Origin of the sequence: Commensalibacter melissae (assembly GCF_003691365.1) — a bacterium.
GTDB classification, from domain to species: Bacteria; Pseudomonadota; Alphaproteobacteria; order Acetobacterales; family Acetobacteraceae; genus Commensalibacter; species Commensalibacter melissae.
The window spans coordinates 1,932,620-1,958,102 of the sequence record NZ_CP033087.1; the positions used below are offsets into that span (position 1 = coordinate 1,932,620).

Annotated in this window: 23 protein-coding genes and 1 tRNA gene; 8 read left to right on the forward strand and 16 right to left on the reverse strand. The window is 39.6% G+C overall.

From position 1 onward, the window contains the following. Nucleotides 1–24 precede the first annotated feature (24 nt). On the forward strand, nucleotides 25–1,524 hold the full coding sequence (glpK, locus tag D9V35_RS08790) for a glycerol kinase GlpK (protein WP_122124167.1): 1,500 nt from the start codon (nucleotides 25–27) through the stop codon (nucleotides 1,522–1,524). A gap of 36 nt (nucleotides 1,525–1,560) precedes the next feature. Here the strand turns inward: glpK and D9V35_RS08795 are convergent, their stop codons facing one another. The 4 genes from D9V35_RS08795 to D9V35_RS08810 all read right to left on the reverse strand — a co-directional run bounded on the left by D9V35_RS08795 (nucleotide 1,561) and on the right by D9V35_RS08810 (nucleotide 8,511). After that, complete coding sequence (locus tag D9V35_RS08795; protein WP_240993371.1) at nucleotides 1,561–2,418, reverse strand: DMT family transporter; 858 nt, start codon at nucleotides 2,416–2,418, stop codon at nucleotides 1,561–1,563. 204 nt (nucleotides 2,419–2,622) lie between these two features. Then, nucleotides 2,623–4,152: an efflux transporter outer membrane subunit gene (locus tag D9V35_RS08800; protein ID WP_158523887.1), complete on the reverse strand. Its 1,530-nt coding sequence runs from the start codon at nucleotides 4,150–4,152 to the stop codon at nucleotides 2,623–2,625. A gap of 4 nt (nucleotides 4,153–4,156) precedes the next feature. Further along, nucleotides 4,157–7,318 (reverse strand): efflux RND transporter permease subunit, encoded by a 3,162-nt coding sequence (locus tag D9V35_RS08805; RefSeq protein ID WP_122124169.1) that lies wholly within the window; start codon nucleotides 7,316–7,318, stop codon nucleotides 4,157–4,159. Nucleotides 7,319–7,341: 23 nt separating this feature from the next. Continuing rightward, on the reverse strand, nucleotides 7,342–8,511 hold the full coding sequence (locus tag D9V35_RS08810; protein ID WP_122124170.1) for an efflux RND transporter periplasmic adaptor subunit: 1,170 nt from the start codon (nucleotides 8,509–8,511) through the stop codon (nucleotides 7,342–7,344). Nucleotides 8,512–8,890: 379 nt separating this feature from the next. Here D9V35_RS08810 and D9V35_RS08815 point away from each other — a divergent pair, with 379 nt between their 5' ends. Next, nucleotides 8,891–9,616 carry a helix-turn-helix transcriptional regulator gene (locus D9V35_RS08815; RefSeq protein ID WP_122124171.1) on the forward strand — a complete coding sequence of 242 codons (726 nt, stop codon included), beginning with the start codon at nucleotides 8,891–8,893 and terminating at the stop codon, nucleotides 9,614–9,616. A gap of 40 nt (nucleotides 9,617–9,656) precedes the next feature. On the opposite strand, the gene D9V35_RS08820 is transcribed toward D9V35_RS08815, so the two are convergent. Then, a tRNA-Ala gene (locus D9V35_RS08820) sits at nucleotides 9,657–9,732 on the reverse strand. 109 nt (nucleotides 9,733–9,841) lie between these two features. On the opposite strand from D9V35_RS08820, the gene D9V35_RS08825 reads away from it, so the two are divergent. After that, entirely contained in the window at nucleotides 9,842–10,144 is a 303-nt protein-coding gene (locus D9V35_RS08825) for a YggT family protein (protein WP_110439173.1), read from the forward strand. A gap of 95 nt (nucleotides 10,145–10,239) precedes the next feature. Here D9V35_RS08825 and D9V35_RS08830 read toward each other — a convergent pair whose 3' ends face one another. The 8 genes from D9V35_RS08830 to D9V35_RS08865 all read right to left on the reverse strand — a co-directional run bounded on the left by D9V35_RS08830 (nucleotide 10,240) and on the right by D9V35_RS08865 (nucleotide 16,085). Beyond that, nucleotides 10,240–11,925 (reverse strand): ArnT family glycosyltransferase, encoded by a 1,686-nt coding sequence (locus D9V35_RS08830; RefSeq protein WP_122124172.1) that lies wholly within the window; start codon nucleotides 11,923–11,925, stop codon nucleotides 10,240–10,242. 33 nt (nucleotides 11,926–11,958) lie between these two features. Next, complete coding sequence (locus tag D9V35_RS08835; RefSeq protein ID WP_122124173.1) at nucleotides 11,959–12,684, reverse strand: glycosyltransferase family 2 protein; 726 nt, start codon at nucleotides 12,682–12,684, stop codon at nucleotides 11,959–11,961. 23 nt (nucleotides 12,685–12,707) lie between these two features. After that, entirely contained in the window at nucleotides 12,708–13,217 is a 510-nt protein-coding gene (gene atpF, locus D9V35_RS08840) for a F0F1 ATP synthase subunit B (protein ID WP_230873476.1), read from the reverse strand. A 15-nt stretch (nucleotides 13,218–13,232) separates the two neighbouring features. Continuing rightward, a complete protein-coding gene (locus tag D9V35_RS08845) occupies nucleotides 13,233–13,844 on the reverse strand; it encodes a F0F1 ATP synthase subunit B family protein (RefSeq protein WP_122124174.1) in 612 nt (203 codons plus the stop codon). A 13-nt stretch (nucleotides 13,845–13,857) separates the two neighbouring features. Further along, nucleotides 13,858–14,091 carry an ATP synthase subunit C family protein gene (locus D9V35_RS08850; protein ID WP_110439176.1) on the reverse strand — a complete coding sequence of 78 codons (234 nt, stop codon included), beginning with the start codon at nucleotides 14,089–14,091 and terminating at the stop codon, nucleotides 13,858–13,860. A gap of 45 nt (nucleotides 14,092–14,136) precedes the next feature. Next, a complete protein-coding gene (locus D9V35_RS08855) occupies nucleotides 14,137–14,904 on the reverse strand; it encodes a F0F1 ATP synthase subunit A (protein ID WP_110439177.1) in 768 nt (255 codons plus the stop codon). A gap of 28 nt (nucleotides 14,905–14,932) precedes the next feature. After that, on the reverse strand, nucleotides 14,933–15,244 hold the full coding sequence (locus D9V35_RS08860) for an AtpZ/AtpI family protein (RefSeq protein ID WP_122124175.1): 312 nt from the start codon (nucleotides 15,242–15,244) through the stop codon (nucleotides 14,933–14,935). Nucleotides 15,245–15,320: 76 nt separating this feature from the next. After that, a complete protein-coding gene (locus D9V35_RS08865; RefSeq protein ID WP_122124176.1) occupies nucleotides 15,321–16,085 on the reverse strand; it encodes a hypothetical protein in 765 nt (254 codons plus the stop codon). 145 nt (nucleotides 16,086–16,230) lie between these two features. Between D9V35_RS08865 and D9V35_RS08870 the strand changes: the two genes are divergently transcribed. Further along, nucleotides 16,231–17,724: a peptide MFS transporter gene (locus D9V35_RS08870; RefSeq protein ID WP_122124177.1), complete on the forward strand. Its 1,494-nt coding sequence runs from the start codon at nucleotides 16,231–16,233 to the stop codon at nucleotides 17,722–17,724. Nucleotides 17,725–17,733: 9 nt separating this feature from the next. On the opposite strand, the gene D9V35_RS08875 is transcribed toward D9V35_RS08870, so the two are convergent. Beyond that, nucleotides 17,734–19,035, reverse strand: a complete 1,302-nt coding sequence (locus D9V35_RS08875; RefSeq protein WP_122124314.1) for an MATE family efflux transporter — start codon at nucleotides 19,033–19,035, stop codon at nucleotides 17,734–17,736. 131 nt (nucleotides 19,036–19,166) lie between these two features. Continuing rightward, on the reverse strand, nucleotides 19,167–19,967 hold the full coding sequence (locus D9V35_RS08880; RefSeq protein WP_240993372.1) for an SDR family NAD(P)-dependent oxidoreductase: 801 nt from the start codon (nucleotides 19,965–19,967) through the stop codon (nucleotides 19,167–19,169). A gap of 67 nt (nucleotides 19,968–20,034) precedes the next feature. On the opposite strand from D9V35_RS08880, the gene gmk reads away from it, so the two are divergent. The 4 genes from gmk to D9V35_RS08900 are packed head-to-tail and all read left to right on the forward strand — an operon-like array spanning nucleotide 20,035 to nucleotide 24,900. After that, complete coding sequence (gmk, locus tag D9V35_RS08885) at nucleotides 20,035–20,691, forward strand: guanylate kinase (RefSeq protein WP_122124179.1); 657 nt, start codon at nucleotides 20,035–20,037, stop codon at nucleotides 20,689–20,691. A gap of 7 nt (nucleotides 20,692–20,698) precedes the next feature. Further along, on the forward strand, nucleotides 20,699–22,144 hold the full coding sequence (gene rfaE1 / locus D9V35_RS08890) for a D-glycero-beta-D-manno-heptose-7-phosphate kinase (protein ID WP_122124180.1): 1,446 nt from the start codon (nucleotides 20,699–20,701) through the stop codon (nucleotides 22,142–22,144). 34 nt (nucleotides 22,145–22,178) lie between these two features. Next, the gene (locus D9V35_RS08895; protein WP_122124181.1) at nucleotides 22,179–23,390 is read left to right on the forward strand and encodes an AGE family epimerase/isomerase; all 1,212 of its coding nucleotides are present in this window, start codon (nucleotides 22,179–22,181) and stop codon (nucleotides 23,388–23,390) included. Between the two features lie 49 nt (nucleotides 23,391–23,439). Beyond that, nucleotides 23,440–24,900, forward strand: a complete 1,461-nt coding sequence (locus tag D9V35_RS08900; protein ID WP_122124182.1) for a replicative DNA helicase — start codon at nucleotides 23,440–23,442, stop codon at nucleotides 24,898–24,900. Nucleotides 24,901–24,929: 29 nt separating this feature from the next. Here D9V35_RS08900 and D9V35_RS08905 read toward each other — a convergent pair whose 3' ends face one another. Further along, nucleotides 24,930–25,475 (reverse strand): hypothetical protein, encoded by a 546-nt coding sequence (locus tag D9V35_RS08905; RefSeq protein ID WP_122124183.1) that lies wholly within the window; start codon nucleotides 25,473–25,475, stop codon nucleotides 24,930–24,932. Nucleotides 25,476–25,483: the final 8 nt, after the last annotated feature.

Genomic DNA, 25,483 nt, shown 5'->3' on the forward strand with positions numbered 1-25,483 from the left:
AATTACAAAGCGGATATAATTTCCATGAATAAAGCTCATTATATTATTGCCCTTGACCAGGGCACAACATCTACACGTTCAATTATCTTCAACACACGGGGCCAAGAAATATCGCTCAGCCGACATGAATTTACCCAGCATTATCCTCAACTTGGATGGGTTGAACATAATCCGGAAGACATCTGGAGTGATACTGTATATACAATTAAAAACGCCATTGCCAAAGCTTCCCTTGAAGGTAAAACCAGTGAAATTGCCGCCATAGGCATTACCAACCAACGTGAAACAGTTGTTATCTGGAACCGTAAGACGGGCAAACCTGTTTACAATGCCATCGTATGGCAGGATCGACGGACAGCAAATTCATGCAGAGCTTTAAAGGAAGAAGGGCTGGAAAAAACAATCTATAAAAAAACAGGCTTACTTCTTGACCCCTACTTCTCCGCGACAAAAATTGCCTGGATATTGGATAACATCCCAAATGTAAGATCTGAAGCAGAACGCGGTGAACTGGCTTTTGGTACAATTGACAGTTTCCTTTTATGGCGTCTAACTGGAGGCAAGGTTCACGCAACAGATGCAACCAATGCCAGTCGAACCCTGCTATTTAACATACAGACACAATCATGGGATCCAGAACTACTCAAAATCTTTAATATTCCCGCCTCTATTTTACCTGAGGTAAAAGATAACAGTACTTTGTTCGGCACGACAGACCCTGCCTTGTTTGGTAATTCAATTCCCATTATGGGAATGGCGGGGGATCAGCAAGCCGCATTAATCGGTCAAGCCTGTTTTGAACCCGGCATGGTTAAGGCAACCTATGGCACGGGATGCTTTATGCTGTTAAACACAGGGGACAAAATCGTAACCTCCCAAAACCGCATGCTCACAACAACAGCCTATCGCCTAAATGGTAAACCAACCTATGCACTTGAAGGATCCATCTTTGTTGCTGGTGCTGCAATCAAATGGTTAAGGGATGGTATCGGAATCATCACCCATGCCTCACAAACCAATGATATGGCAACCAAGGTTAACGACAACCATGAAGTATATATGGTTCCAGCCTTTGTCGGATTGGGTGCCCCCCATTGGGAACCTGATGTCAAGGCAATCATTACTGGATTAACCTTCAATGCGACGGCTGCCCATATAGCCCGTGCCGCACTAGAATCAATTGCCTATCAGACCTATGATCTTGCCGAGGCAATGAAAAAGGACAGTCTTGAAGAAATTTCATCCATCCGTGTTGATGGCGGAATGTCAGCGAATGACTGGTATTGTCAATTCCTGGCCAGTATTATGAATACAACCGTCGAACGACCCGCTTATATTGAAACAACCGCAATGGGAGCTGCCTATCTTGCTGGTCTTGGGTGCGGTATATGGAACAATATCGAAGATATTACGACCAACTGGTCCGAAGGTAGCACTTTCAAACCGGCAATGGAACAAGCAGAACGGGAAAGAAAACTCAAAGGTTGGCGACTAGCCTTTAAAAAAGCTTTACTGAAAGAATAATTTTTTCTCATGCCTTTATCCTTATAAAGGCATTTTTCATTTTTTATTATTGGGAATTGAGATACAAACCAGACATAAAAAAATTAAACCAATTCCTAACCAGCCAAAACCTGAAAATTTTTCCCCTACAATTATTACGGCAAGAAATGTTGCAATAACAGGTTCTAACAAGGTTATCAAAGTTGCCATGCTTGTTGGAACAAAGGACAAACCGTAACCAAAACAAAGATAACCAATAAACATGGGAATAGTCGCCATATAAATTCCAACAGATAAATTGCTCCATGAATTCAAATATGTTCCGCCCGTTATCAATAAAACTGGTAACAGCAAAAGACCACCAACCCCGAAAATACTTCCCATCGCTGCCTTTGATGGAATTTCATGATGTATCAAATGTCTTGCAACCCATGTATAGAATGCATAGGTAAACCCTGCCAATAATCCCAATAAAATACCCAGACTGATTCTTGCAAAGGATATTGGGCTATATAGGGTATGTTGGGCAGAAAAACAGAGCAAGATGATACCCGATACTCCCATAAAGGCACCAATGACCCATTGTAGGGTGACTTTGATATGATCCATTATGTTTTCAATTACAGCGGAAAAAAATGGTGCTGAACCAATTGAAACAACTGTTCCAACCGTAATACTGGCAACCCGCATCGAACCATAAAAAGCCAAAGGGTAAAACATAACGGCAAGGGCACCCAATATAATCCAACCTTTTTGACTATATAATTTCCCCTGATAATTTTTTAGACATGGCAAGGCAATCACTGATTGCAACAACCCACCGATACCCATAGCACCTGACCCAATCGCAAGCGCACTCACTTCAGGTGCAAATTGAGCGGCAACCCCTGTTGTCCCCCATAAAACAGAAGCCATTAAAATAGAGATTATCCCTATATATTTTTTTCCAATATTCATATCCGTTTTTTTACCGATAACTGATTGATTTTACTATCCATTGCAATTCGGCACCTGTTCAATACAATTTTTCAAAATAAAAATAAAATTCATATGGATAAAAAAAGAGATTATCCTCTTCAGATAATCTCTAATCGCAAACCGATTTAATTCATAATAAATTTATTGTTTGCTCTTATCTACCTGAGTGTTCAATTTCTTTCCATTGGATTGATAGGTCTGAAAAGCATTTTCTGCACTCCATCCTCCTCCCAACGTTCTGTACAAAGTTGAAAGACTCTGCATATATTGAAGACGTGCCTGAATAGATGAAACTTGGGCGGTCAATAATGTTCTTTGCGCTGTTAATGTGCTGATATAACTATCAATTCCATTTCTGAACCGGGCATAGGACAAACGGTAATCTGTCTGGCTTGCCTTGACATTGTCAGATTCAGCTTTCCACTTTTCTTTTAATGTTGTTCTGGCTGCCAAAGCATCAGCAACTTCCTTAAAAGAAGATTGTATCACTTTCTGATAATGAGCGGCGGCGGCACGTACTTTAGCTTTTGCTGTTCTCAATTGTGCCAGATTTTGCCCCTCATCAATTACAGGTACGGTAATTTTCGGCATAAATGTATAAGCCGCAGAATAAGGCCCAAACATTTGTGCAAAAGTTGCTCCTGCCGTACTGCCTGATGTTGTTAGCTGAATGGATGGAAAAAAAGCGGCTCTGGCATATCCAACATTCGCATTGGCTTCTTTAAGCTGATGTTCTGCCAATAAAATATCCGGACGACGTTCGAGAAGATCCGATGGCATACCCGACGCCACCTCTGGCATTGAAACAAAATTATCCAGAGAGGGATTAGGACCGGCCTTTTGCAAGACAGATTGTGGAATAGGCTGACCAATCAACAAAGTAAGGCTGTTCAGATCATTGGCAACCGTTTTTTGATAAACCTGCTCCTGACTTCGGGCTTCTTGCAACAATTCTGTTGCTTGTGCCACAGCCTGGGCATTTTGTTGACCATAGGTATGCATTCCTTGAATTAATTGTAAATTCCTTTCACGATTATGCAAGCTTTCCTGAACAGTACGAAGACTGTCACAATCCGCAAGCCAGGCCATATATGTATTAGCAACCTCGCTAATCAACGAAATTTGCACAGATAAAGTACTCTCTACCTGCTGCAAGTAACTTTCCCTGGCCGCTTTCGTCAAACTCCGAACATGATCGAATATATCAATTTCATAATTTGATACACCAAATCCCGTTGATAATTGGTTCCAATGCGTATAGCCCCGCATACCGCCCAAGGTTTTTCCCGGACTCGTTTGATAGGAAGCCCCCGCAGAATAATTTACTGTTGGAAATAAATCACCTCTTTGACGCATGTAACTGGCATGGGAAGCCGTAATATTCTCGATTGCCTCACGTAAATCACGATTATTAGCCAAAGCCATGGAAATCAATTCGCTCAAGACTGGATCCCGGAAAAAAACCTTCCAACCGACATTATAGGCTTGTGGCAAATTTGAATCCTTGGGCAAGGGAGCCCCATAAGCGGGTCCCATTGGCCATTGCTGGGAAATTGATGCATCTGGGCGTTTATAATCTGGAACAAGATTACAGGAGGTCGTTGAAAATATCATTAAAGCTAAAGTCATGGATTTAAGCGTTGACCGAAATGACTTTCTTATTTTCATCATTATTTTACTCTCCTGTCTGTCCAGCGGTTGCATCAACATTCTTATTATTTAATGGATGAGGACGCACCTTGAATAATCCCAGAACGACAATAAAAAATACAGGGACAAAATAGAGGGCCAACAAAGTGGCTGTAATAACACCACCCACCACGCTTGTACCAATGGCCACGTGACTTGCAGCACCCGCCCCTTTTGCAATTGCCAGAGGAACAGTTCCGATCACAAATGCCAGCGAGGTCATCAAAATAGGCCGAATACGTTCACGTGCAGCCATTATCGCTGATTCCTCCAATGTTTTTGTACCAGTATCATAATGTTCCTTAGCAAATTCAACAATCAGGATAGCATTCTTGGCCGCAAGCCCCACGGTTGTTAACAACCCAACCTGGAAATAAATATCATTATCTATTCCACGCAGATAAACCGCTGCCGCCGCTCCAATAATTCCCAAGGGAACCACCAGGATAACGGAAAAAGGTATAGCCCAACTTTCATACAAAGCCGCCAATGATAAAAAGACTGCCAAAATAGAAACAGCATATAGTTTTCCGGCTTGTCCAGAGGACTTTTCCTGTTCATATGACATGCCCGTCCATTCATAGCCTATTCCCTTGCCAAGCTCATTTGCATAACCCTCAATGATTTTCATCGCTGTACCATTACTGATACCAGGAGCTCCCTGCCCCATGATTTCAAAAGATGGATAACCGTTATAGGTCTCCACTTTCTGAGGAGCCATTTTCCATTCACCATCAACAAACGAGGTCAAGGGAACCATCTTGCCATTGCTATTCCGGACAAACCAACGCCTTAGATCATCAGGCTTCATTCGCGACTTGACATCTCCTTGTACAAACACGTGTTTTACACGGTCACGCAAGTTAAATAATCCCGCATCAGAAGATCCCAGAGCAATGGATAACGTTTGATTGATACTGTCAATACTAACCCCCTGGGCATGTGCTTTATCACGATCAATATTGAAATAATATTGCGGGGCAATAGGCAACCCATTCGGGCGAACGGCAACGAGACGATGATCCGCACTGGCCTTTTTTAACAAAGCGTCCCTTGCCTTCATAAAGGTAATGGTATCCAGATGTCCACGATTTTGCAATTCAAAGTCAAACCCGGTTGACGATCCTAAATCCATAACGGGAGGCGGAAGAAATGCCAACACATTGGCGCCAGGGATAGAAGACAATGCATGCATCGCCCTTGTTGCGATAGCTTGAGCGGTTGCCCTGGAATCGCTGCCCCTTTCATCAAATTCTTTCAAACGGGCAACACCAAAAGCTGCACTCTGGGCCTGACCACCAAAATTGAACCCAATCGCCGTAAAAACAAACTTGATATATTTATTCTCATGCTTAACAAAATAATCTGTCATTTTCCGGGTGACATTCGATGTCATTGCGGCTGAAGATCCAGGACTCAATGTTGCCTGCATGTAAACAACCCCTTGATCTTCATCAGGTAAAAACCCTTCGGGTAAAATATAAAAAACACATAATCCGGCAACCGTAATGAATACATAAATAATCATGGTTATACGTGAATGGTGAATCATATGCTTCACCCCTCGAATATACCCATCGACCATTTTATCAAACCCGTTATTAAATTTCGTAAAGAACCAACCGTGCTGTTCCTTTTTTTCCTTAGGTTTTAAAACCGTTGCACACAAAGCGGGGGTAAAAATCAATGCAATGACAACAGAAAGAGCCATCGCTGCAACAATGCTAATTGAGAATTGCCGATAAACCACCCCGGCAGAACCGCTGAAAAAAGCCATGGGAATAAAAACAATGGATAGAACAAGCGCAATACCAACCAGGGCCCCACTAATCTGATCCATGGAAATTTGAGTAGCCTTTTTAGGAGAACAATGTTCCTCCTCCATAACACGCTCAACATTTTCCACGACCACAATCGCATCATCCACAAGCAATCCGATGGCAAGCACCATAGCCAACATTGTCAAGGTATTGATCGAAAATCCAGCAAAAAACAGGATTGCGAATGTCCCCAGCAAAACTACGGGAACGGCAATTGCAGGTACAAACGTCGCCCTAAAATTTTGCAAGAAAACATACATCACAACAATAACCAGCAAAATCGCAATAACAAGAGTTTCAACAACCTCTTCCATTGATTCAATAATATATGTCGAGGTATCTTGTGGATATAAATAGGTTGTATTTGCTGGAAAATACTTGGATAATTCTGCAATCTTATTATGAATATCTTTTGACAGCGCCAACTGGTTAGCCCCAGAAGCAAGCTTAACACCAAAAGCAGCAACAGGCTGATTGTTAATCATACCAATTGGCTGATAAGTCATTGGTCCCAATTCAACCCTGGCAACATCTTTTAATCGGATACGTGCACCGTTTACCTGTGTTTTAACAACTATATTCTGAAATTCTTCTGGTGTGACCAAACGTCTTACACCACCTGTATAAATATCAGAACGCTGGTTAGGCAAAGCTGGCAATTTTCCAAATTCACCCAAAGGCTGTTCCGAGTTCTGGGAACCAATTTCATTCATCACATCCGTTGCATTAAGCTGATAATCATGCAGCTTATCTGGATCCAACCAGACACGCATCGCATATTCTGATGAAAAGGCTGTATAATCTCCCAACCCGTTCAATCGGGTAACGGGGTTCTGTATATCACTTGCCAATAAATCTCCCAGAGCTCCCTCATCCATGGATTGATCAGAAGATTGAACGGCAAAAAACATCATGTAACTTTTATTGGATTTCGAAATACGAATTCCTTGCAACGCAACCGTTGATGGTAACAATGAACGGGCAACATCAATACGGTTCAATACTTGAACCTGTGCAATATCCGGACTGGTACCCTGTGCAAAGGTGAGGGTAACTAATGCGGTTCCATCAGCATTAGCGGAAGTGGAAATATATTCTAGGTTATCCAAACCGTATAGATTTTGACTGATTGGATCAACAACCGTTCTTTGAACCGTATCTGCGGTAGCACCTGGATAGGTAAAACTTAATGTAATTGGTGGAGGGGCGATTGAAGGCCATTGTGCAATAGGCAGGCTTATAATAGAAATTGTTCCAATCAGTGAAACAAGAATAGCAATAACCCAAGCAAAAATCGGCCTGTCAATAAAAAAACGCGACAATGACATGTAAAAATTCCAATTATAACACTTTAATTAGGGACCTCTGCCGTAATCGTCCGTCCTTCTTTAGGAACGACTTTTTGACCTGGCCTGTATGAAGTTGGATTACTAACAAGAAGACGATCACCATCTACTGGACCTTTTGTAACAACCCAGTATGTATCCTGAATACGTTGTAATTCTACATTACGTCTTTCAATAACATTGTCCTTGTTAATAATATAAATATAGGGAGCATTATCCAAACCACGCATAATAGCTTCCTGAGGGATTAAAAAGGCCCCTTTCTCATATCCTTCATGCATAACAGCACGAACATACATGCCTGATAACAATAATTTATCAGGATTACGTATGATTGCCCGCTGAATAACAGATCCTGTTTCCTGATCCGTCACAACTTCGGTAAATAATAAATTCGCCTGTAAGGGATAACGAGAACCATCTTCTAAAATCAAATCAATAGGAACATGGGCTGCCCCACGTAAGGTCTGTAATTTTCCATTTTCCTGTCTTGAACGTAAACGCAACTGTTCTGCGGTAGGTTCAATAATATCAACAAAAATTGGATCAAGTTGCGTAATGACAGCGACTGGATCGGCCTGATTAACAGACATTAATGCGCCCTGCGTTTGGATAGAACGACTTATCCTTCCAGAAATGGTGGCATTAATTCCCGTATATTCAAGATTCAGTTCAGCCTGTCTTACTGTTGCTTTATCACTTTCAATATCAGCCTTAGTTGCTTCTTGTGCAGCAAGTGTATCATCATAATCCTGACGACTGACAGCATCCATATTTTTCAATGGGCCATATCTTTTTAACTTCAAAGTCTGGGTGCGTAATGTCGCCAAATCACGGTTAAGCTTACCCCGCGCCTCATTTAAAGCGGCTTGATAGGGTCGAGGATCAACCTCATAAAGCTGTTGTCCCTTAATAACATCCGTACCTTCTTCAAATAACCTTTTATAAAGATATCCATTTACCTGAGGACGAACCTGTGAAACGCGCATCGGAGAAACACGTCCAGTCAGCTCAACTAAATTCTCAACTTCTTGAGTATGAACCGTTACAAAATTCGCACTAGGTATGGGTCGAGCAGGTTGCTGTTTTTTACATGCATTAAGTGGCAATAATAAAGCAAATAATAAAGCATATTCTTTATGCCATTTTGTAAAGAAAGAATCTGTTATTGTCACTTCTCTTCCCTATTTCCTTAAAAATCAAGATAAATTTACTGTTGATTATCTATAAATAAAGTAAATTTTAAATTATAATATGAACAATTTAAGCTTATTCACTTAATAATATACATAATATTGTATATTCTTATTAAAAGCCTTCCCATAATATCGGTATGCTTCGAATAAACAACAGTTATTTTTCAACAAACAAAAAAATTGAATCCAAATTTTTCATTTTCAGCAAATTATTGGAAAACTTAACCAATAAATTTAACTATTAAAAATAATCTTATTTACCGTATATTTTTATAAGCTATATAGCCAGTTTTGATTTTAATATTAAAACTTATAAAGTAAAAATATACAACTCCAACATTTTATTTTAAAAAAAAGAATGACCACCATTGGTAACAACGTCAAAAAAATTAGAAAATATTTAAAACTTTCTCAGTCCCAATTAGCAGAAAGAGTCAGAAAGCTAACGGGTCGATGCTCCCAACAAACCATAGCGAATATTGAAAATGGCAATATTCGTGAAAGCTCTCTTTTACCTTATGTTGCACTTGCTCTGAATGTTAAACTCGACCATCTAAACCCAAATATCGGCAAGGGGAAATTAAAAAGTCAGATTAAACTTACCCCAAAAATAACTCAATTTTTCAATTCAAATTTTAAAGTTAACTCAAAAAAAGATAACTCTGATTTTAGTGATCATTCTTTTGATAACTTTAAACTGGATGAAGAAATACCTGTTTTCGGTACAATGAACTTGATCCATGATGATTTTATTCTGACGGATACGCCCATTGAATATGTTAAACGTCCCCATGTTGTAACATTTGAAAAAGATGCTTTCGGTATTTCAATTGCAAACCGTAATATTGAACCTATCTTTAAAATTGGCGACATTATAATTTTACATCCCCGTAAAATTGCCAAGAAAGGAAATATCTGTCTTTTTTTAAAGGTGGATAATAATCTCCACATCTATACAATGGGAGAATTAATAGAGGATCACCAGAATTTCTGGTTAATAAAATATTACAATCCTGAAAAGGAAAGAAAAATCTGTAAAAAAACATGGCAGAATTATTTTACCGTCGTTGCAAGATTTCTTTGATTCATTGAAAACAGAGAATCAATTCAGGTCTTAACATCTATGGTGGAGCCAAGGGGAATCGAACCCCTGACCTTCTCATTGCGAACGAGACGCTCTCCCAACTGAGCTATAACCCCCTAAAGTAAAATCTAATTCATTGATACTATTCCTAGAAAAACTGTCAAGAAAGAATTATATAATTCATACCATAATTTACCATCAGAATCCGTTATCAAGGAATTAGATATGTTTGAACTATATCAATTACTTCAAACCTTATTAAGCCTTTATTCTTTCATCCTGCTTGCCTATTGTATTTTCAGTTTTTTATTTGCACTTAACATCATTAATCCTAACGCACGGGCCGTTTATGTAATCGGCACTTTCCTAAGCAGGCTTTGCGAACCGATTTTACGACCCATTCAAAGAATTTTACCGGATCTTGGTGGTATAGATATCAGTCCTATCATTGTGTTTTTAATTATTGATTATCTTATTCGTCCATTATTGTTTCGTATTTTTTTTAACTTATCAATTTTTACCCATTAAATTAAAAAATGCCGTTATTCAAAATTAAACAATACCCAATAATGAATCATTATCTTTGCTTTTCAAAAACAGCATTTCGTATCAATCTCTTTTAATTACCATGAATGAACTTTATACAGACCTAAATTCAATTTTTTTCCAGTCGAATAATTTAATCCTTTGATTTCTCCCAATAAATCGACGGAAATATTATCTTTATCCAAATACTCTTTAAATGCTTTCTGATCTTTCCGATCAACCAAAGCCATTCCACACACCTTATTCTTTTCAAGAAATGCAGCTGTTTTCATCACGTTGATCAGCTGTGTTTCTTTCCCAACTAAAAAAACCAGGCTTGGTTCTGAATAAGAGGCCGAGGCCAAAACCGTTTCCTGACAGGGTTTAAGAAAATGAACAGTACGTGCGATTTTATAACTCAACCATTCTGGTTGTAAAGAAGGAATCAAGATTACGAATAGTTGAATATAAACAATTAGAGCAGCCAATATGGAAAAAAGAGAAGCCCTTTGAACATTTCGTTTGTAGAAACAGTAAATAACATACCCAATCAGACATAATACAGTGACTGCCCCGATCATCGCGGCATAATACCATTCTCCCGTCATGAAATGTGCCCAGATAACACTTCCAACAGCCAGAATGACTCCAACCAAACACCATAAAATCATATAAAAATAAAACAGCCCCTTTCCCAAGAAAGAAATTGGACCATGCCACCTTTCAGAAATTTTCCATAATGCAGCAGATGTAAGAATTGCAATTGCAGGATATGTAGGCAATACATAATGGGGAAGTTTGGTTGCAATAACCTCAAAGACCATCCAATGGGGAATAATCCAACATAACAAAAATTTTACTGATTCAGTTTTTCTTTCCATCCATATAAAAGGTAACGACCATGCCGTAAACAGGGAACCCGGCCAAAATGCAATTAGAAAAACCAGAAGATAATACCCTGGTGGTAATCCGTGCGCCTGTTGTCCTGACGCAACCTTCCCTAAAAAATTCGTACCAACTGCATTTGTGAAAAACTGTCCATGACTTATCAAGGCAATGGCAATACACCAGGGTAGGGCAATCATTACAGAAATTAACCAGCCATAGCCGGGCCTTAATTGTTTCCACCATGATTTATCCTTTTGAACCCAGGCTAGAGTCAAGGGAGTCAATAAGGTTGGGATGAGAATAACTGGCCCCTTCAACATCAATCCACACCCAATTGCGCCCCAATAGATTGCGGCAATGTGAAAAGGTGATTTTTCCACAGATAAACGGGATAACCACGCTTTTGCAACACTCGTTTGGGCAAGCAAAATGAAAAACAGTAAAGTCGTATCTATTGTGGCCATACGACCTTCCGCAGTAAGTATTACCGAAACTGCCAGAAAAATACCCGCCAATAAACCAACACATGAATCAAATAATAGACTGCCTATCCATACAGTCAGTAAAACAGATCCAACCGCAGCAAAGAGGGAAGGAATGCGATATGGCCAAACCTCTTTATGACTGATGGAATATGCCGCCTTAACAGAAAACGCTTCCAACCAGTAAATTCCGGCAGGTTGCAGATAACGAGGCTTGTCCTGAAACCGAACATCAACATAATTACCGCTCTCCAGCATTTGAGATGTTGCCTGCATATACCGGGCCTCATCCCTATCCAGTGGTGGAAGGCTTGCTCTACCAGGTAAAAACAACACAAAAACAAACAAGGCAAGCCACAAATAATGACTTGCCTTCAAACGAAAAGACGGTTCCGAGAGATGAGAAATACTCATGCTTATCCCTTTTTATCTTGATCTGTTTCGGTCTTAAGACTTTCTAATATTACCAGGCAAATGAATACGATTTAACAACCACATTACCCCCAGTAAATCCCTTATTCCCACAAGGGCACGATTTAAATTGGTATATTTAGAAAATCCATTCAGTCTTTGCCTGTGATGGACAGGATAACATAATAGAGGAACACCATAATGGGCAAATAAAGCCGGTAAAAAACGATGTAACCCTTCAAACTGCGGTAAGGAAAGAAAATCGTTTTTCATAAACAATTTCATTGGCGCACCCGTATCTGGACAGCCATCATTCAACAAACGGCGTCTTAACCCATTTGCAAACCGCGTTGCAAACCGACGGGAAAAATTATCATGTCTCTTTAATCTTACCCCTACAACTAACGGGGGTTTTCCTTGATGTCGCTGCATTACATCCCACATTGCAACAATATCAATGGGATCATCCTGACCATCCCCATCCAGAGTTGCAATCCATTCCCCCTTTGCAACTTTGATTGCAGTCAATAATGCAGCTGATTTACCGCAACATTTGGGATGAGATAAAATAACAAGCCCGGGAAGAATCGTTTTTTTTATTTCGATTAACTGATCCAGCGTATGATCAGTACTTCCATCATTAACAAAAATAACTTCACTATCAGGCAACTTTGGCAAAACAGAAGCAATTTCCTGACAGACAGGTAAAATATTATCCGCCTCGTTTAAAACAGCAACTACAATTGAAAGTTTATAATTCATGTGCATGAACGAGACGAATAAAATTAGGCATTATATTGGTCTTTGGCCAACATCTTGGGAACTTCAGCAATTGCATGATCAATTAAGGACTTATCTTTTTCCTCAGTCATAACAGATGCAATTACTTCTCTTGCAGCTTTTACAGCAATTTCAGCAGCCTCTTTACGAACAACTGAAATGGCTTCTTGTTCAGAAGCAGCCATTCTTTGACGAATAAGCTGTTCATGACGTTCAGCCGCAAATTCTGCATCCTTTTTTGCTTTGGCAGCAATACGGGCTGCAATTTCCTTGGAATTTTGCAGCATTCTCTCTGCCTCTTCTTTGGCAGCCTCATGCTCTTTTCTGGCATTCGTATATATTTCTTCAGCTTCCCGACGCAAACGGCTGGCCTCTTCCAGTGCCGCCTGTATCTGTGCAGACCGTTTATCCATCATTGCAGCCAAGGGACGCCAAATCTTTTTACCAAACAGGACAAAGAATAAAATAAATGCAATAGCAGCCCAAAAACGTGGTTCTTGTAAAAAAAGCATCATACTCTCTCTGCTTGTTTAATGTGAAGACGAAGGGACAAACTGTCTGATCTTTTGATCAATAACGCCGCTATCTATCTCTTCATTCAGCATTTTCTTCACCAAAAGATACGCAACCTCTTTTGACATTTGATCAACCTGGGTCAGGGCTTTATTTCGAGCTTCAATGATGCGTTTTTCAGTAATCTTCATTTCCTGATCAAGCTTACCTTGCAATTCCTGCATTTTTTTCGCAGAATCCGCTTTGGTTTCCTGTAAAATAGCATCAACATGTCTTTGCGCTTCCAAAGCAGCATCATGACGTGTTTTATTTAATGCAGCGACAGCTTTATCAGCCTGTGCCTTAGCCTGACGTGCGGAATTCAAGTCTTGATCAATTTTTGAACGACGATGGGAAATAACATTTTCAACCTGAGGAATTGAAAAATATTTCACCACCAGAAATAAACAAAAGAAAATAATCAATACCCAAAAAAATTGACCCATTACCAATGGGTTTTTAAAGTCCATCTGGGGCATGCCAGCAGCTCTGGCATTCGTAGCAAAAACAGGTGCCAGCAACAGGCTTGCACATCCCCCCGCCACGAGAGACGCCGCCAGACGGGTAAAAAAGACTGAAAAGCGTCTCATATAAAAGAACCCTTTACATGAACAGAATAAGAAAGGCGATCAGGAGTGCGTAAAGAGCCACAGCTTCTGTAAGAGCAAAGCCCAACATTCCCAAACCAAATACATGAGAACGTGAAGCTGGATTGCGAGCAATACTGCTTACCAGAGTTGCAAAAATATTACCAATACCAATACCAACACCGGAAAGAGCGATAACAGCGAGGCCGGCACCAATCTGTTTTGCAGCCAAAAGAAGCGAATGATCCATTTGTTTTTTCCTTGTTATTAAAAATAAAGTAAACGAAACCCAAAGTTAATGATGAACGGCTTCTTGTAAATACATACAGGTAAGGATTGTAAATACATAAGCTTGCAATGCACCAACCAATAGTTCAAGGGCAAATAAGGCTATATTGAGCAAAATAGGAAATATACCTAAAAAACCGCCAACAGCCAATCCCAATCCAGCAGCCAACATAATCGTGAAAGCAGCAAACATTTCCAACATGACGTGACCAGCAACCATATTCGCAAACAAACGAATAGACAGGCTGACAGGTCTCGACAAATAGGACAGAATTTCAATAGGCACCAATAACGGGGCCATTAAAATTGGCGCTCCAGCAGGCATGAAATGGGCAAAAAATTTCAGTCCCTGATTTTTGAGGGAAACAATGATTGCCAAGACAAACACCATCAAGGCTAAGCTGACCGTTACAACGATATGACTGGTAAAAGCGAAAGAAAAAGGCAAAAGCCCAAGATAGTTCCCCGTCAGGATGAAGAAAAACAATGCGAATATAAATGGGAAAAATCCTTTGCCCTTTTCACCCATGGTTCCCACAGCCATACTATATACAAATTCATATAGTATCTCTGTTGCCGCCTGATAACGACCGGGAACCACTGCCTTACGACGCATGCCAAAATAAATAGCGACCGGGACAATTACTGCTGCAATCACCATCATTAATTCTGACTGGCTGAAACGGATTGTTTCACCCAAGGTTCCAAAAACTGGATGCAACTCAAATTGACCGAGCGCGTCTATATTATGACCGGCCACTAATTTTCTCCCAATATAAACCGAATCTTACCAAAAATAGCATTTATTTTAACCTTATATCATTAGGTTTAACAAGATGCCAGATATTAAAAATGCCCGCAATCATTCCTAAAACTGAAAATATAAGAATAAAAACTGGTTTTGTTGATAACCAATAATCCAATCCATATCCTATTACAAGACCGACAATAAAGGCAGATACTACTTCTACACCAGCACGACAGGCAAAAAACCAAGGATTATTGCCATATTCTGTTTTTTTTTCTCGTTTTTTTGAAGAGCGTGGATTTAATCGATCTTCAAAACCATTCAATTTCTGATCAAAGGCATCAAGCTGATTCTTTTCCTGATTCATTGTTATAGCTTCAAACCTCCAAACCGAAATCAATAACTGATACAAACACTTCTCCAAAAACCAGTTTCAAAGAAAATTACTGCGGAATATAATCATACGATGGACTTCCTGCAGGGGCACCAGCTGGTGGAACATTAAATTGCGACAATTCCACCATGGTATTTCCCGTCTTACCGATTATCCTTGCCTGTAACGCTTTACCCAGAGAATTGACATTTCCCATCCCGCTAACATAAATTTTCTGACCTACACTCAAAATAAAATCAAGTTTTTTAACATCGGAAGAGCGAATATAAATAACTGTTCCATCCTTTAAAACAACACCCATTTTTTCACCTTGCAAATTATATAAAACTTGCTTGACTGTACCATTTACAGACAAATCTGGTCCAGTAATAGGTACAGGTGAAAAGTTTGCCTCGGGACTATCCTCCTCAATCTGTTCTCCACGTTGATTGATAATCTCAAAAGCCTGGACAAAAGGTAATGAATAGGCTTTCAACCCACGAATCACCACGTCCTGACCCGGATGAACAAAGGATTTCACAATTTCCCCAAACATTGTGGAAAACATGATTTGCGTTCCATCCGTTAATAACAATCCACCCAAATTGCCATAAGGGGTAGGAAGATATTGTGCAACATTTCCCTTAACAACAGGCAATACTGAAAAATCCAGAACAGTTTTTGCAACCCGATTATTTTTCTGAACCGAATCAACCTTCCGTATATGATGTATATTTCCATTTTCTGGCCTGGCCTGGCTTTCTGACAGATTGGCATTAACAAAGACAGAACTTACCAAAAAACAGCCGGCTAATTTCCATTGATTGTTTTTCATAAACGATCACAAACCTAAATAAATCTAATAAATTTAATACGAATATACACATATTTGTGGTTTTCTGTAATTATATACTGTTTACTTCAAAATGAGAAACAATCAATTTTTTTATAATGATATCCTTTTTTAGACCGAGACACATGTGCATACCTCTTCTGTAACCATCCATCCTTTCAGGGAGAAAAATAGAGCTTTCTCCGTTGTCCTTTTCATCGAATTATGGGAGCGCTTTGGCTATTACGGTATGCTAAGCATTTTAGTGCTGTTCCTCATTAACAGAATGCATTTCAATGATCAGAACGCCAATCTTCTAATCGGTGCATTTTCAGCGATGACTTATGCCGCACCAGTACTTGGGGGATGGATTGGCGATAAAATCATTGGAAACAGAAGAGCGATGCTTTATGGCAGCATAATTCTTGCAATGGGCTATCTTTTATTGGCAGAGGCAACCCATGATACAGCCATTCTATATCTTACCATGGCTGTCATCAGTACAGGAAACGGTCTTTTTAAACCCAATGCGGCAACGCTGGTTCGACGCATTTATGATCAAAACGATGATCAACTGGACATTGCCTTTACCCTTTATTATATGGCAGTCAATGTTGGCTCGACCGTTTCCATGCTTCTCTGTCCAATTCTTAAAGACCATTATGGATGGTCCGCTGCCTTCATCACCTGTTTTATAGGACTTGTCCTTGGCATTCTCAATTATTTTGCCACACATAAAAGATTAAATCCCTATTTGCCCAAGAAAGATCAGGATCCATTATCCTGGCCGGTTCAAGGTCTGATTTTTCTAGGGATTGTCACCTTTATTTCCGGAATGACCTTTCTGATTCAATCGGCAACCTTGATTGCTGCATGTATGTGGGCTGCGGCTATACTGATCTTTCTTTTATGGATCATCATGTATTACAGGATTGATTCATCAAATCGTTATGGTCTAAAAATAATGTATATCCTAACTCTGGAAGGAATGCTTTACTTTATTTTCTATCAACAAATGTCAACATCTTTGACCTTGTTCGCGCAACGGAATATAAATCCCGCTTTTTATATCGGATCATATCATCTTTTCAATTGGTCTTCGGGACAGTTTCAGGCGCTCAATCCCATTGCGATTATCATTCTCAGCCCCATTCTGGCAAAACTATATGACTATATAAACAGGCAATCATATGATATTTCCATTGCCACAAAATTCATTACCGGTTTCAGTTTTGTCGCCTTCGCCTTTGGTATTTGGTGGTTTGCCTGTTTTAGAAGCACAACTCCACAATTATCCTCCTGGGTTATGATATATGGTTATTTTTTCCTTTCTCTGGGAGAACTTTTAACCAGTGGTCTCGGTTTGGCGGTCATTGCCCGCTATGTCCCGGCATCCATGAATGGGTTTATGACCGGATCTTATTTCATGGCTTCAGGTATCTCCCTTTACATAGGCAGTAAAATCGCAAATCTTGCAGCCTCAAAAAATATCAATACAGCAACTGACCATCTTACACTTCAATTATATCAAAATTTATTTTTAAATCTTTTTATCGCTGCCATTATTGTCTTGATTTTGCTGGTTGTTTTATATCCCCTTATTCAAAAATGGGATCGTAATTTTAAAACCAATCAAATATGAAATGAGATTTCATTGATACGAAACCATGTTTATTTTAATATTACGCAAGACATAAAAAGCGCATAAAACCGCAAAAAATCCAAAAGGCATAACCCCAATTGCCTGACCAACCAATATTCCTTTCGGGCCATAGGTTGCACCAAACCAGACAAAGGGAATTGTCCCCAACGTGGCTCTACCCCAATTAAACAGGGTCGACAATAAGGGATATCCCAAATTGTTAAAAGCCGTATTGGAAACAAATAACATCCCCAAAAATAAATTGCTTAAAATAACCCAGTGACAAAATAACCGCATCAGTTCAATACCTGCCGCCTTTAACGCAAACATTTTGACGATCCATTCCTCTCCAACAAAAAAAAGGATCCATGCACATAAAACACATAAACATACCAATTTTAGCGAGACCATCAAAGTTTCACACATCCGATCCCTAAACCCGGCACCAAAGTTTTGCGAAATAATCGGCCCCACCGAACCTGTCAAAGCAAATACAAACGCAAATGCTACAGGAACGATACGATCAATCGCGGTTTGTCCCGCAATTGCATCGCTTCCAAAAGATGCCATTGTTTTGATAACAAAAGTGTTTCCTGCTGGTGTCGCTAGATTGGTTAAAATCGCAGGAAATGCAATTACAAAAACAGGATAAGAATCAGAAAAGATCTTTTTCCAAACTGGCTTATGAATTAATTGATACTTCCTCAAACTATAAAAACCAAAAACGGCAACAGCCGCTCGTGAAAAAACGGTACTTACTGCCGCTCCTTCCAATCCCCAACCAAAATATAAAATGAACAAAGGATCCAAAACCGCCGTAACCAGGGCTCCTGCAATTGTGATATACATGGATCCTTTTGCATCACCCACCGCCCTTAACAATCCAGACAATGCCATTCCCAACCCTATAAAACATAAAAAAGGGGAAGTAATAGCTATAAACTGACCGGCTTGTTCAAGCACTAAATCCTGTGCCCCTAACAAAGATAAAACTGGATATCGGAAAACCATGATCGCAATACCAATTACAATCATAATTACCGTCATCAATAATAAAAACGAATTTATAATCTGACCTGCCAAATCATGTTTTTTGGCCCCAATCAGCCGTGCAGTCACGACCGTGATTCCAATAGACATACCAATACAGATCGCCACCTGCAAAAAGTTAATTACATTGGCAAAACCAATAGCTGCTGTGTAACGTGTATCCCCCAATCTGGAAATATAAAAAAGATTCAGAAAATCAACCAGAAAAACAGCCATTAACCCAATTGTGCCGGTTCCGGCCATAACGATCACATGCCGCATAATAGACCCTTCACAAAAACGGGGTTTATGTATTGATGGATCTTTGGCAGAAATTATCATAATAAATCACGGTCTTAATTTTAAAGAAATAATAGAAACTTTTACACACAGATCATTGATTCATAAATCTTTTATTTATGACGATCCTGTTCCTGAAGATAAGGCAAATAGATTTTTTCCAAAAAAGAAACAGGAAACAAATCAAGGATTCTTGCGATAATGGCAAGCCAAACTGGAAAAATAACACGCCTCTTTCGCCCTTCTATCCCTTCCAATATCAATTGTGCCGCCTTATCCGCCGATATTTTCCCTGGCATATAAAATTTGTTTTTTTGTGTCATCGGTGTTTCAACAAAACCACAACAAACACTCGTTAACTGAATTCTGCATTTTTTCCACCAACCCATACCACTCGCCACCATAAACCGATCCACAGCCGCTTTTGACGCACAATAAGATGGAGCCCAGGCCGAAGTGAAAAAGCTTGCAATTGAGGCAATAGCAGCTATTCTTCCTCGTATATGTTCTGAATTGCATTCCTGTCTTTGCATCACCTCAATTGCGGGAAGAACTGTATTGAGGACACCATTCATATTGGTCTGCATGATTTTATAGCACTGTGCAATTGGTTCTGGAATAACATGCGCATGGGTCTCAACATGGGGAACGAAAGAAATTCCTGCACAAGCCAATACAAGATCAAGCTGTCCAACAGATTTAATCCATTTATCCATTTCCTGATGATTGCAGACATCAATAATTTTCGTATGAACATTGGCACCCAGTTGACAACATTTTTCAGCCAATACTACCAAAGCATCCGAACGCCGGCCTGATAAATGCAATGTGACCCCCGGTTTGGCAAGCCGAATAGCCAAGGCATACCCAATACCTGATGATGCCCCCGTGATTAGAACTGATCGTAATTTCATATACATATATTGTTTACTTTTCTGTTATAAGCTTGAATAATTACTGCTTATCAAGGAATATCAAGGTATGTCTGAATCTAAAGCCAAATCAACATCAACTCCAAGAAAAAGAGGAATCTGTTTTGTTCTTTCCGCTCCTTCTGGTGCTGGAAAATCAACAATTGCCAATGCTCTCCGGGCGACTCAACCCAATTTGTTTCCTTCGATCTCAGTAACAACCCGTGACCCTCGACCCGGTGAGGAACACGGTGTTCATTATCATTTTATCAGTCAAGAAGAATTTGAAAAACAAGCAGAAAATGATGAGTTACTGGAATGGGCAACCGTCTTTGGTCGAGGTTATGGTACACCCAGGGCTCCGGTCGAAAAACTATTGTCGGAAGGCAAAGACCTTATCTTTGACATAGATTGGCAAGGACATCAACAGATTCGTAAGGCTTTACCCCATGATGTTGTAGGTGTCTTTATCTTGCCCCCCTCACTTAATGAACTAAAAAATCGCCTTCAACTGAGAGGGTCAGACCATATTGACGAAATTAACAATAGAATGAACAAGGCAATGGATGAAATATCCCATTGGAATGAATTCGATTATGTTATTATTAATCATCAATTAAACAAGGCTATTGAAGAAATTGAATCTATTTTAGCCAGCGAACGATTAAAAACAGACAGACAATTATTTTTAGACCCTTTCATTCAAAATTTTCAACATGAGCGATAATACTAAAATGGATTTTTCAGCCTTAACCATCCTGTGCATAGGCGACATTATGCTGGACCGCTTTATTTACGGAAATGTCCAGCGTATTTCACCCGAGGCACCAGTACCTGTTCTTCATTTAAACAGCCAAAAAGAAATGCTGGGCGGTGTTGGAAATGTTGCCAATAATATTTTATCCCTAAATGGTAAGGCTGTTCTGGTTGGATTAGTCGGAAATGATGAATATGCATTGAAAATAAAAAAAATAATGCGTTCGAAATATATTCCCGAAGATTCCATTATTTCCTCTCCCTATCGCCCAACTATCTGTAAATCGCGCTTTATCGCTGCAAATCAACAAATCATTCGTGCAGATGAAGAAAGTCTTATTCCCCTTCATTCCGAAGAAATCACCCTATTGATTGAAAATATTGAAAAAAATATTTCATCTGTTCAGGCTGTTATCATATCTGATTACGGAAAGGGAGTCTGTCACCCTGAGATTATTCAGTTTATCACACAAAGGGCCAAGCATTACAGCCTGCCTGTATTTGTTGATCCTAAATCCAGGGATTTTTCCCTTTATAGACATGCAACCTGTATCACACCCAATATTGCTGAAGCAAGCCAGGCCGTGCAGATGTCCCTGAAAACTGATACCGATTTTGAAAAGGCAGGACAGGAACTCTTAGATATCACCCAGGGACAAGCCATTCTGATCACGCGATCAGAAAAGGGAATGACATTAGTTGAAAAAAACAGAAACACCCAACATATACCCTCCCGAGCTAGGGAGGTATTTGATGTTTCTGGCGCGGGCGATACAGTTATTGCAACCTTGGCATTGGGGGTCGCCTCGGGATTATGCATAAAGGAATCAATGCATATTGCAAATGCAGCTGCTGGTGTCGTAATCGGAAAAGCGGGAACCTCCACCGCCACCATTGCAGAAGTTAAAAATGAACTGAAAGCACAATCCTCAGAAGAGACTTTTCCTCTTGTTACACCTGAACTGATTTCACTGAATGATTTGACCCTTCAAGTCAATAAATGGAAAAAACAGAGGCTTACTATTGGTTTTACCAATGGATGTTTTGACATCCTCCATACAGGTCATATATCGCTTTTGCAATCAGCACGCACACAATGTGACCGGCTTATCGTTGCACTGAATTCAGATACAAGTATTCAACGTTTAAAAGGACCCAAAAGACCTATTAATCCGTTAAAAGAACGCGCCAGACTCATTTCTGCCATACGGTATGTCGATGCCGTTGTTGCCTTTGACGACGATACCCCCCTTAATCTTATTCAACATATAAAACCTGATATTCTAATCAAAGGGGCAGATTATATTGGAAAAGAAGTTGTTGGACAGAATATCGTTGAACAATATAACGGCAAAGTTATTTTGACAGAATTGCAGAAAGGTTTTTCAACCACCAATATTATTGATAAAATAAAACATTTATAAATCAATGTAATTTGAGTCTAAAAAGTCAAGTATTATGCCTATCTCCCAAAATATAACCCGATACTATATCCTCTTTACTTCCTGGTTATTTGATAAGGCCTTACCATATTGGGGAACAATAGGATGTGATGGAACCGCAGAAAACCCTTTTCTCTACGGAGTTCATGAACAACTAAAGCTTGATGGACAACCTGATTTTCCTGGATACAAACGAATGCGTGTTCAGGCACGTCAACTTTATACCTTTAGTCAAGCAGGACTTTTGGGATGGACAAAGGGCAACATAATTGCTGAAAGAATATATGTTTTTATGCAAAATGCTCTTCAAGGTGAGGGACATTGGGCAAAATCCCTAACACGAAATGGAAAGATTCTTGATAAAGCTTCTGATTTATATGATCTAGCCTTTATCATTTTCTCTCTGGCCTGGTATGGAAAATTAAGTAATAATCCCAGACCCATTCAACAGGCCCGCCAGACCATACAATGGATCCTGCAATTTATGGCTTATCCTGAGGGTGGTTTTAAAAATATTCTCCCCTTGACTGCCGGATATCGTCAACAAAACCCGCATATGCATCTTCTGGAAGCAACGCTGGCCTTGTTCGAAGTTACCCAAAATGAACGAGATCTTCTTTTAGCCCACAAACTTATTTCTCTATTTAAAAATCATTTTTTTGATCATCAAGCTGGTGTTTTAGGTGAATATTATACTGAAGGGTGGTTTAATGCTCCTTGCATGGCTCGGGAAAGTATCGAGCCGGGACATCAATATGAATGGATTTGGCTACTTTACGAATATCAACGCTTGACTGGAATCAGTTATAAAAAAGAAATTGACCGTCTATTTCTTTTTAACCGTTTACATGCCATTGATCAAAAAACCGGACTCGTTGCGGATAAAGTAAGAAGAGACGGGACGCTAACCCATAAATCTGCCCGATTATGGGTTCAGACAGAAGCTTTACGGGCGACAATTCATAATCAAGATGAAACGAATTGCCACCATCTTGTCCAAATTCTTCATAACTTATTATATCGTTATTTTACCCACTGCCCGTCAGGCACATGGCAAGATCAATTAGATGATCACTATCATTATAGAAACGATAAAATTCCAACCAGTTCATTTTATCATATCATGAGTGCCTATATACAACTTCATAAAACAATCAACTTATCCACATTATCCACAGATTTCCCCACAATTAACAACCCCATTAATCAACAAAAAGTGATACAATAAAAACGTGAGTAATAAAGAATCCAGTTCTAATAAATCATCTTTGTTGGAAATGTCTCAAAGACTGCCTCCAACCAATATTCAAGCAGAACAGGCATTGCTTGGTGCTTTACTGACCAACAATAAAGCTTATGATAAAATCGCCGATTTTTTGATTGGTGAACATTTTTCAGATCCCATCAATAAAGAAATCTACGATGCTATTGTAAAGCGTATTGAAGCCGGTCAAATAGCGGATGCCGTTACTTTGAAAGCTGAGTTTGAACATTCGGGAAAATTAGATCAGGTTGGCGGAGTAGCTTATCTAGGACAATTATTACAATCCATGGTGGGAATTATTAATGCCAAGGATTATGGTAAAATTATTCATGATGCCTGGATAAGAAGACAGTTAATTGATATTGGCGAGGATATTGTCAACGAAGCTTTTCAATCAAATACTGAAATAAATGGCACTGATCAGATTTCTTTAGGCGAAGAAAAGCTTTTCCAGCTTGCCACGCATAAAGGGCAAGAGGGTGGTTTCGTCACCTTTGAAAATGCATTAACAGAAGCCATTACAATTGCTGAAAAGGCTTTTACAAACAGTAGCGGAATCGCCGGACTCACGACAGGATTACGTGACTTGGACAAAAGAACTGGGGGATTGCATCCTTCTGACTTAATTATTCTGGCTGGTCGACCTGCCATGGGGAAAACTGCCCTGGCAACTAAAATCGCTTTTAATGCGGCACGCAATCTTTTACAAGAATCACAAATTCAATCGGATACAAATCATCATAAAATAGGAACTGTTGCCATTTTTTCTTTGGAAATGTCTTCTGAACAATTGGCCACCCGTTTACTTTCCGAGGAATCACGTGTTTCAAGTGAACGCATCCGTCGTGGAGAAATTGGACAAAGGGAATTTGATCGCTTTGTTCAAGTCAGCCGAGAATTATCACAGCTTCCTCTCTACATTGATGATACACCTGCAATCAGTCTATCCGTCATGCGAACACGCTGCCGAAGATTATCTCGAACAAAAGGGTTGCGATTGGTTGTCGTCGACTATTTACAACTGATGCGTCCATCCGTTGGCAGTAAACCTGAAAGTCGGGTCTTGGAAATTTCACAAATTACCCAAGGATTAAAAGCTCTGGCAAAAGAATTTAATATTCCCGTTATTGCACTTTCACAACTTTCAAGACAGGTCGAAAGCCGAGAAGATAAACGTCCACAACTTTCAGACCTACGAGAATCTGGCTCAATTGAACAGGATGCAGATAGCGTCATGTTTGTCTATCGTGATGAATACTACTTACAGCAACGCATGCCAAAACCAACCACATTTGAAAATGAGGATAAATATCAAATTGCCTTGGAAAAATGGCAAGCAGATATGAATAAGGTTCATAATAAAGCAGAACTCATTCTTGAAAAGCAACGTCACGGCCCAACCTGTAAAATTGACCTCTTTTTTGAAGGAGAATTTACACGCTTTACCGATCTTGACGAAATTCACGATTATTAATTCAATAAAAATTAACAAAACCATTCATGTTAATGGCTGTTAACATCCCCCTGAATCAAGGGAACCTGCGTGACTTTTTGAGGGGTAAGGGTTACAATCCGATAAATAATGCCATTCCCTTCCCCAGCGACACCACTTAAATCTGATTCTTGATTGTAAGAAGAATAGTCTTCATCATTTTTAACCACAGGAATATTCATTACAAAAATCCATTTTCCTGCCGGCAAATAGGCAATGTGAAAATCACCTTCTTGATCACAAGTTACGGAAAAACGGTATTGAACAGACTGTGGATTTAAATTCTTGATATTGGTAATACCTCGCATTCTAAACTGCAACTGTTCCATTACATAATCAGAATAGGGATAATAATAGACGGTTTGTCCTGCACAACTTTTCATCGTACCATCGGATAATCGATAGATACCCATACCTGCGACCGCTGCATTTCCTGTTTTTTTAGACCATTGAACCGAAGCTGGATCAAATTGACTTTTCAAGCGATATTCTTTCGCATAAACAAACTGCACAAACAGAAATAAAGAAGAAATACAGAACAAACCTATCCGTTTCATTTTCCCTT

Coding starts and splice junctions, on each gene's coding strand:
- glpK (WP_122124167.1), top strand. CDS start 25: ATGAATAAAGCTCATTATATTATTGCCCTTGACCAGGGCACAACATCT.
- D9V35_RS08795 (WP_240993371.1), bottom strand. CDS start 2,418: ATGGCTTCTGTTTTATGGGGGACAACAGGGGTTGCCGCTCAATTTGCA.
- D9V35_RS08800 (WP_158523887.1), bottom strand. CDS start 4,152: ATGATGAAAATAAGAAAGTCATTTCGGTCAACGCTTAAATCCATGACT.
- D9V35_RS08805 (WP_122124169.1), bottom strand. CDS start 7,318: ATGTCATTGTCGCGTTTTTTTATTGACAGGCCGATTTTTGCTTGGGTT.
- D9V35_RS08815 (WP_122124171.1), top strand. CDS start 8,891: ATGACCACCATTGGTAACAACGTCAAAAAAATTAGAAAATATTTAAAA.
- D9V35_RS08825 (WP_110439173.1), top strand. CDS start 9,842: ATGTTTGAACTATATCAATTACTTCAAACCTTATTAAGCCTTTATTCT.
- D9V35_RS08830 (WP_122124172.1), bottom strand. CDS start 11,925: ATGAGTATTTCTCATCTCTCGGAACCGTCTTTTCGTTTGAAGGCAAGT.
- D9V35_RS08835 (WP_122124173.1), bottom strand. CDS start 12,684: ATGAATTATAAACTTTCAATTGTAGTTGCTGTTTTAAACGAGGCGGAT.
- atpF (WP_230873476.1), bottom strand. CDS start 13,217: ATGATGCTTTTTTTACAAGAACCACGTTTTTGGGCTGCTATTGCATTT.
- D9V35_RS08845 (WP_122124174.1), bottom strand. CDS start 13,844: ATGAGACGCTTTTCAGTCTTTTTTACCCGTCTGGCGGCGTCTCTCGTG.
- D9V35_RS08850 (WP_110439176.1), bottom strand. CDS start 14,091: ATGGATCATTCGCTTCTTTTGGCTGCAAAACAGATTGGTGCCGGCCTC.
- D9V35_RS08860 (WP_122124175.1), bottom strand. CDS start 15,244: ATGAATCAGGAAAAGAATCAGCTTGATGCCTTTGATCAGAAATTGAAT.
- D9V35_RS08865 (WP_122124176.1), bottom strand. CDS start 16,085: ATGAAAAACAATCAATGGAAATTAGCCGGCTGTTTTTTGGTAAGTTCT.
- D9V35_RS08875 (WP_122124314.1), bottom strand. CDS start 19,035: ATGCGGCATGTGATCGTTATGGCCGGAACCGGCACAATTGGGTTAATG.
- D9V35_RS08880 (WP_240993372.1), bottom strand. CDS start 19,967: ATGAAATTACGATCAGTTCTAATCACGGGGGCATCATCAGGTATTGGG.
- gmk (WP_122124179.1), top strand. CDS start 20,035: ATGTCTGAATCTAAAGCCAAATCAACATCAACTCCAAGAAAAAGAGGA.
- rfaE1 (WP_122124180.1), top strand. CDS start 20,699: ATGGATTTTTCAGCCTTAACCATCCTGTGCATAGGCGACATTATGCTG.
- D9V35_RS08895 (WP_122124181.1), top strand. CDS start 22,179: ATGCCTATCTCCCAAAATATAACCCGATACTATATCCTCTTTACTTCC.
- D9V35_RS08900 (WP_122124182.1), top strand. CDS start 23,440: ATGTCTCAAAGACTGCCTCCAACCAATATTCAAGCAGAACAGGCATTG.
- D9V35_RS08905 (WP_122124183.1), bottom strand. CDS start 25,475: ATGAAACGGATAGGTTTGTTCTGTATTTCTTCTTTATTTCTGTTTGTG.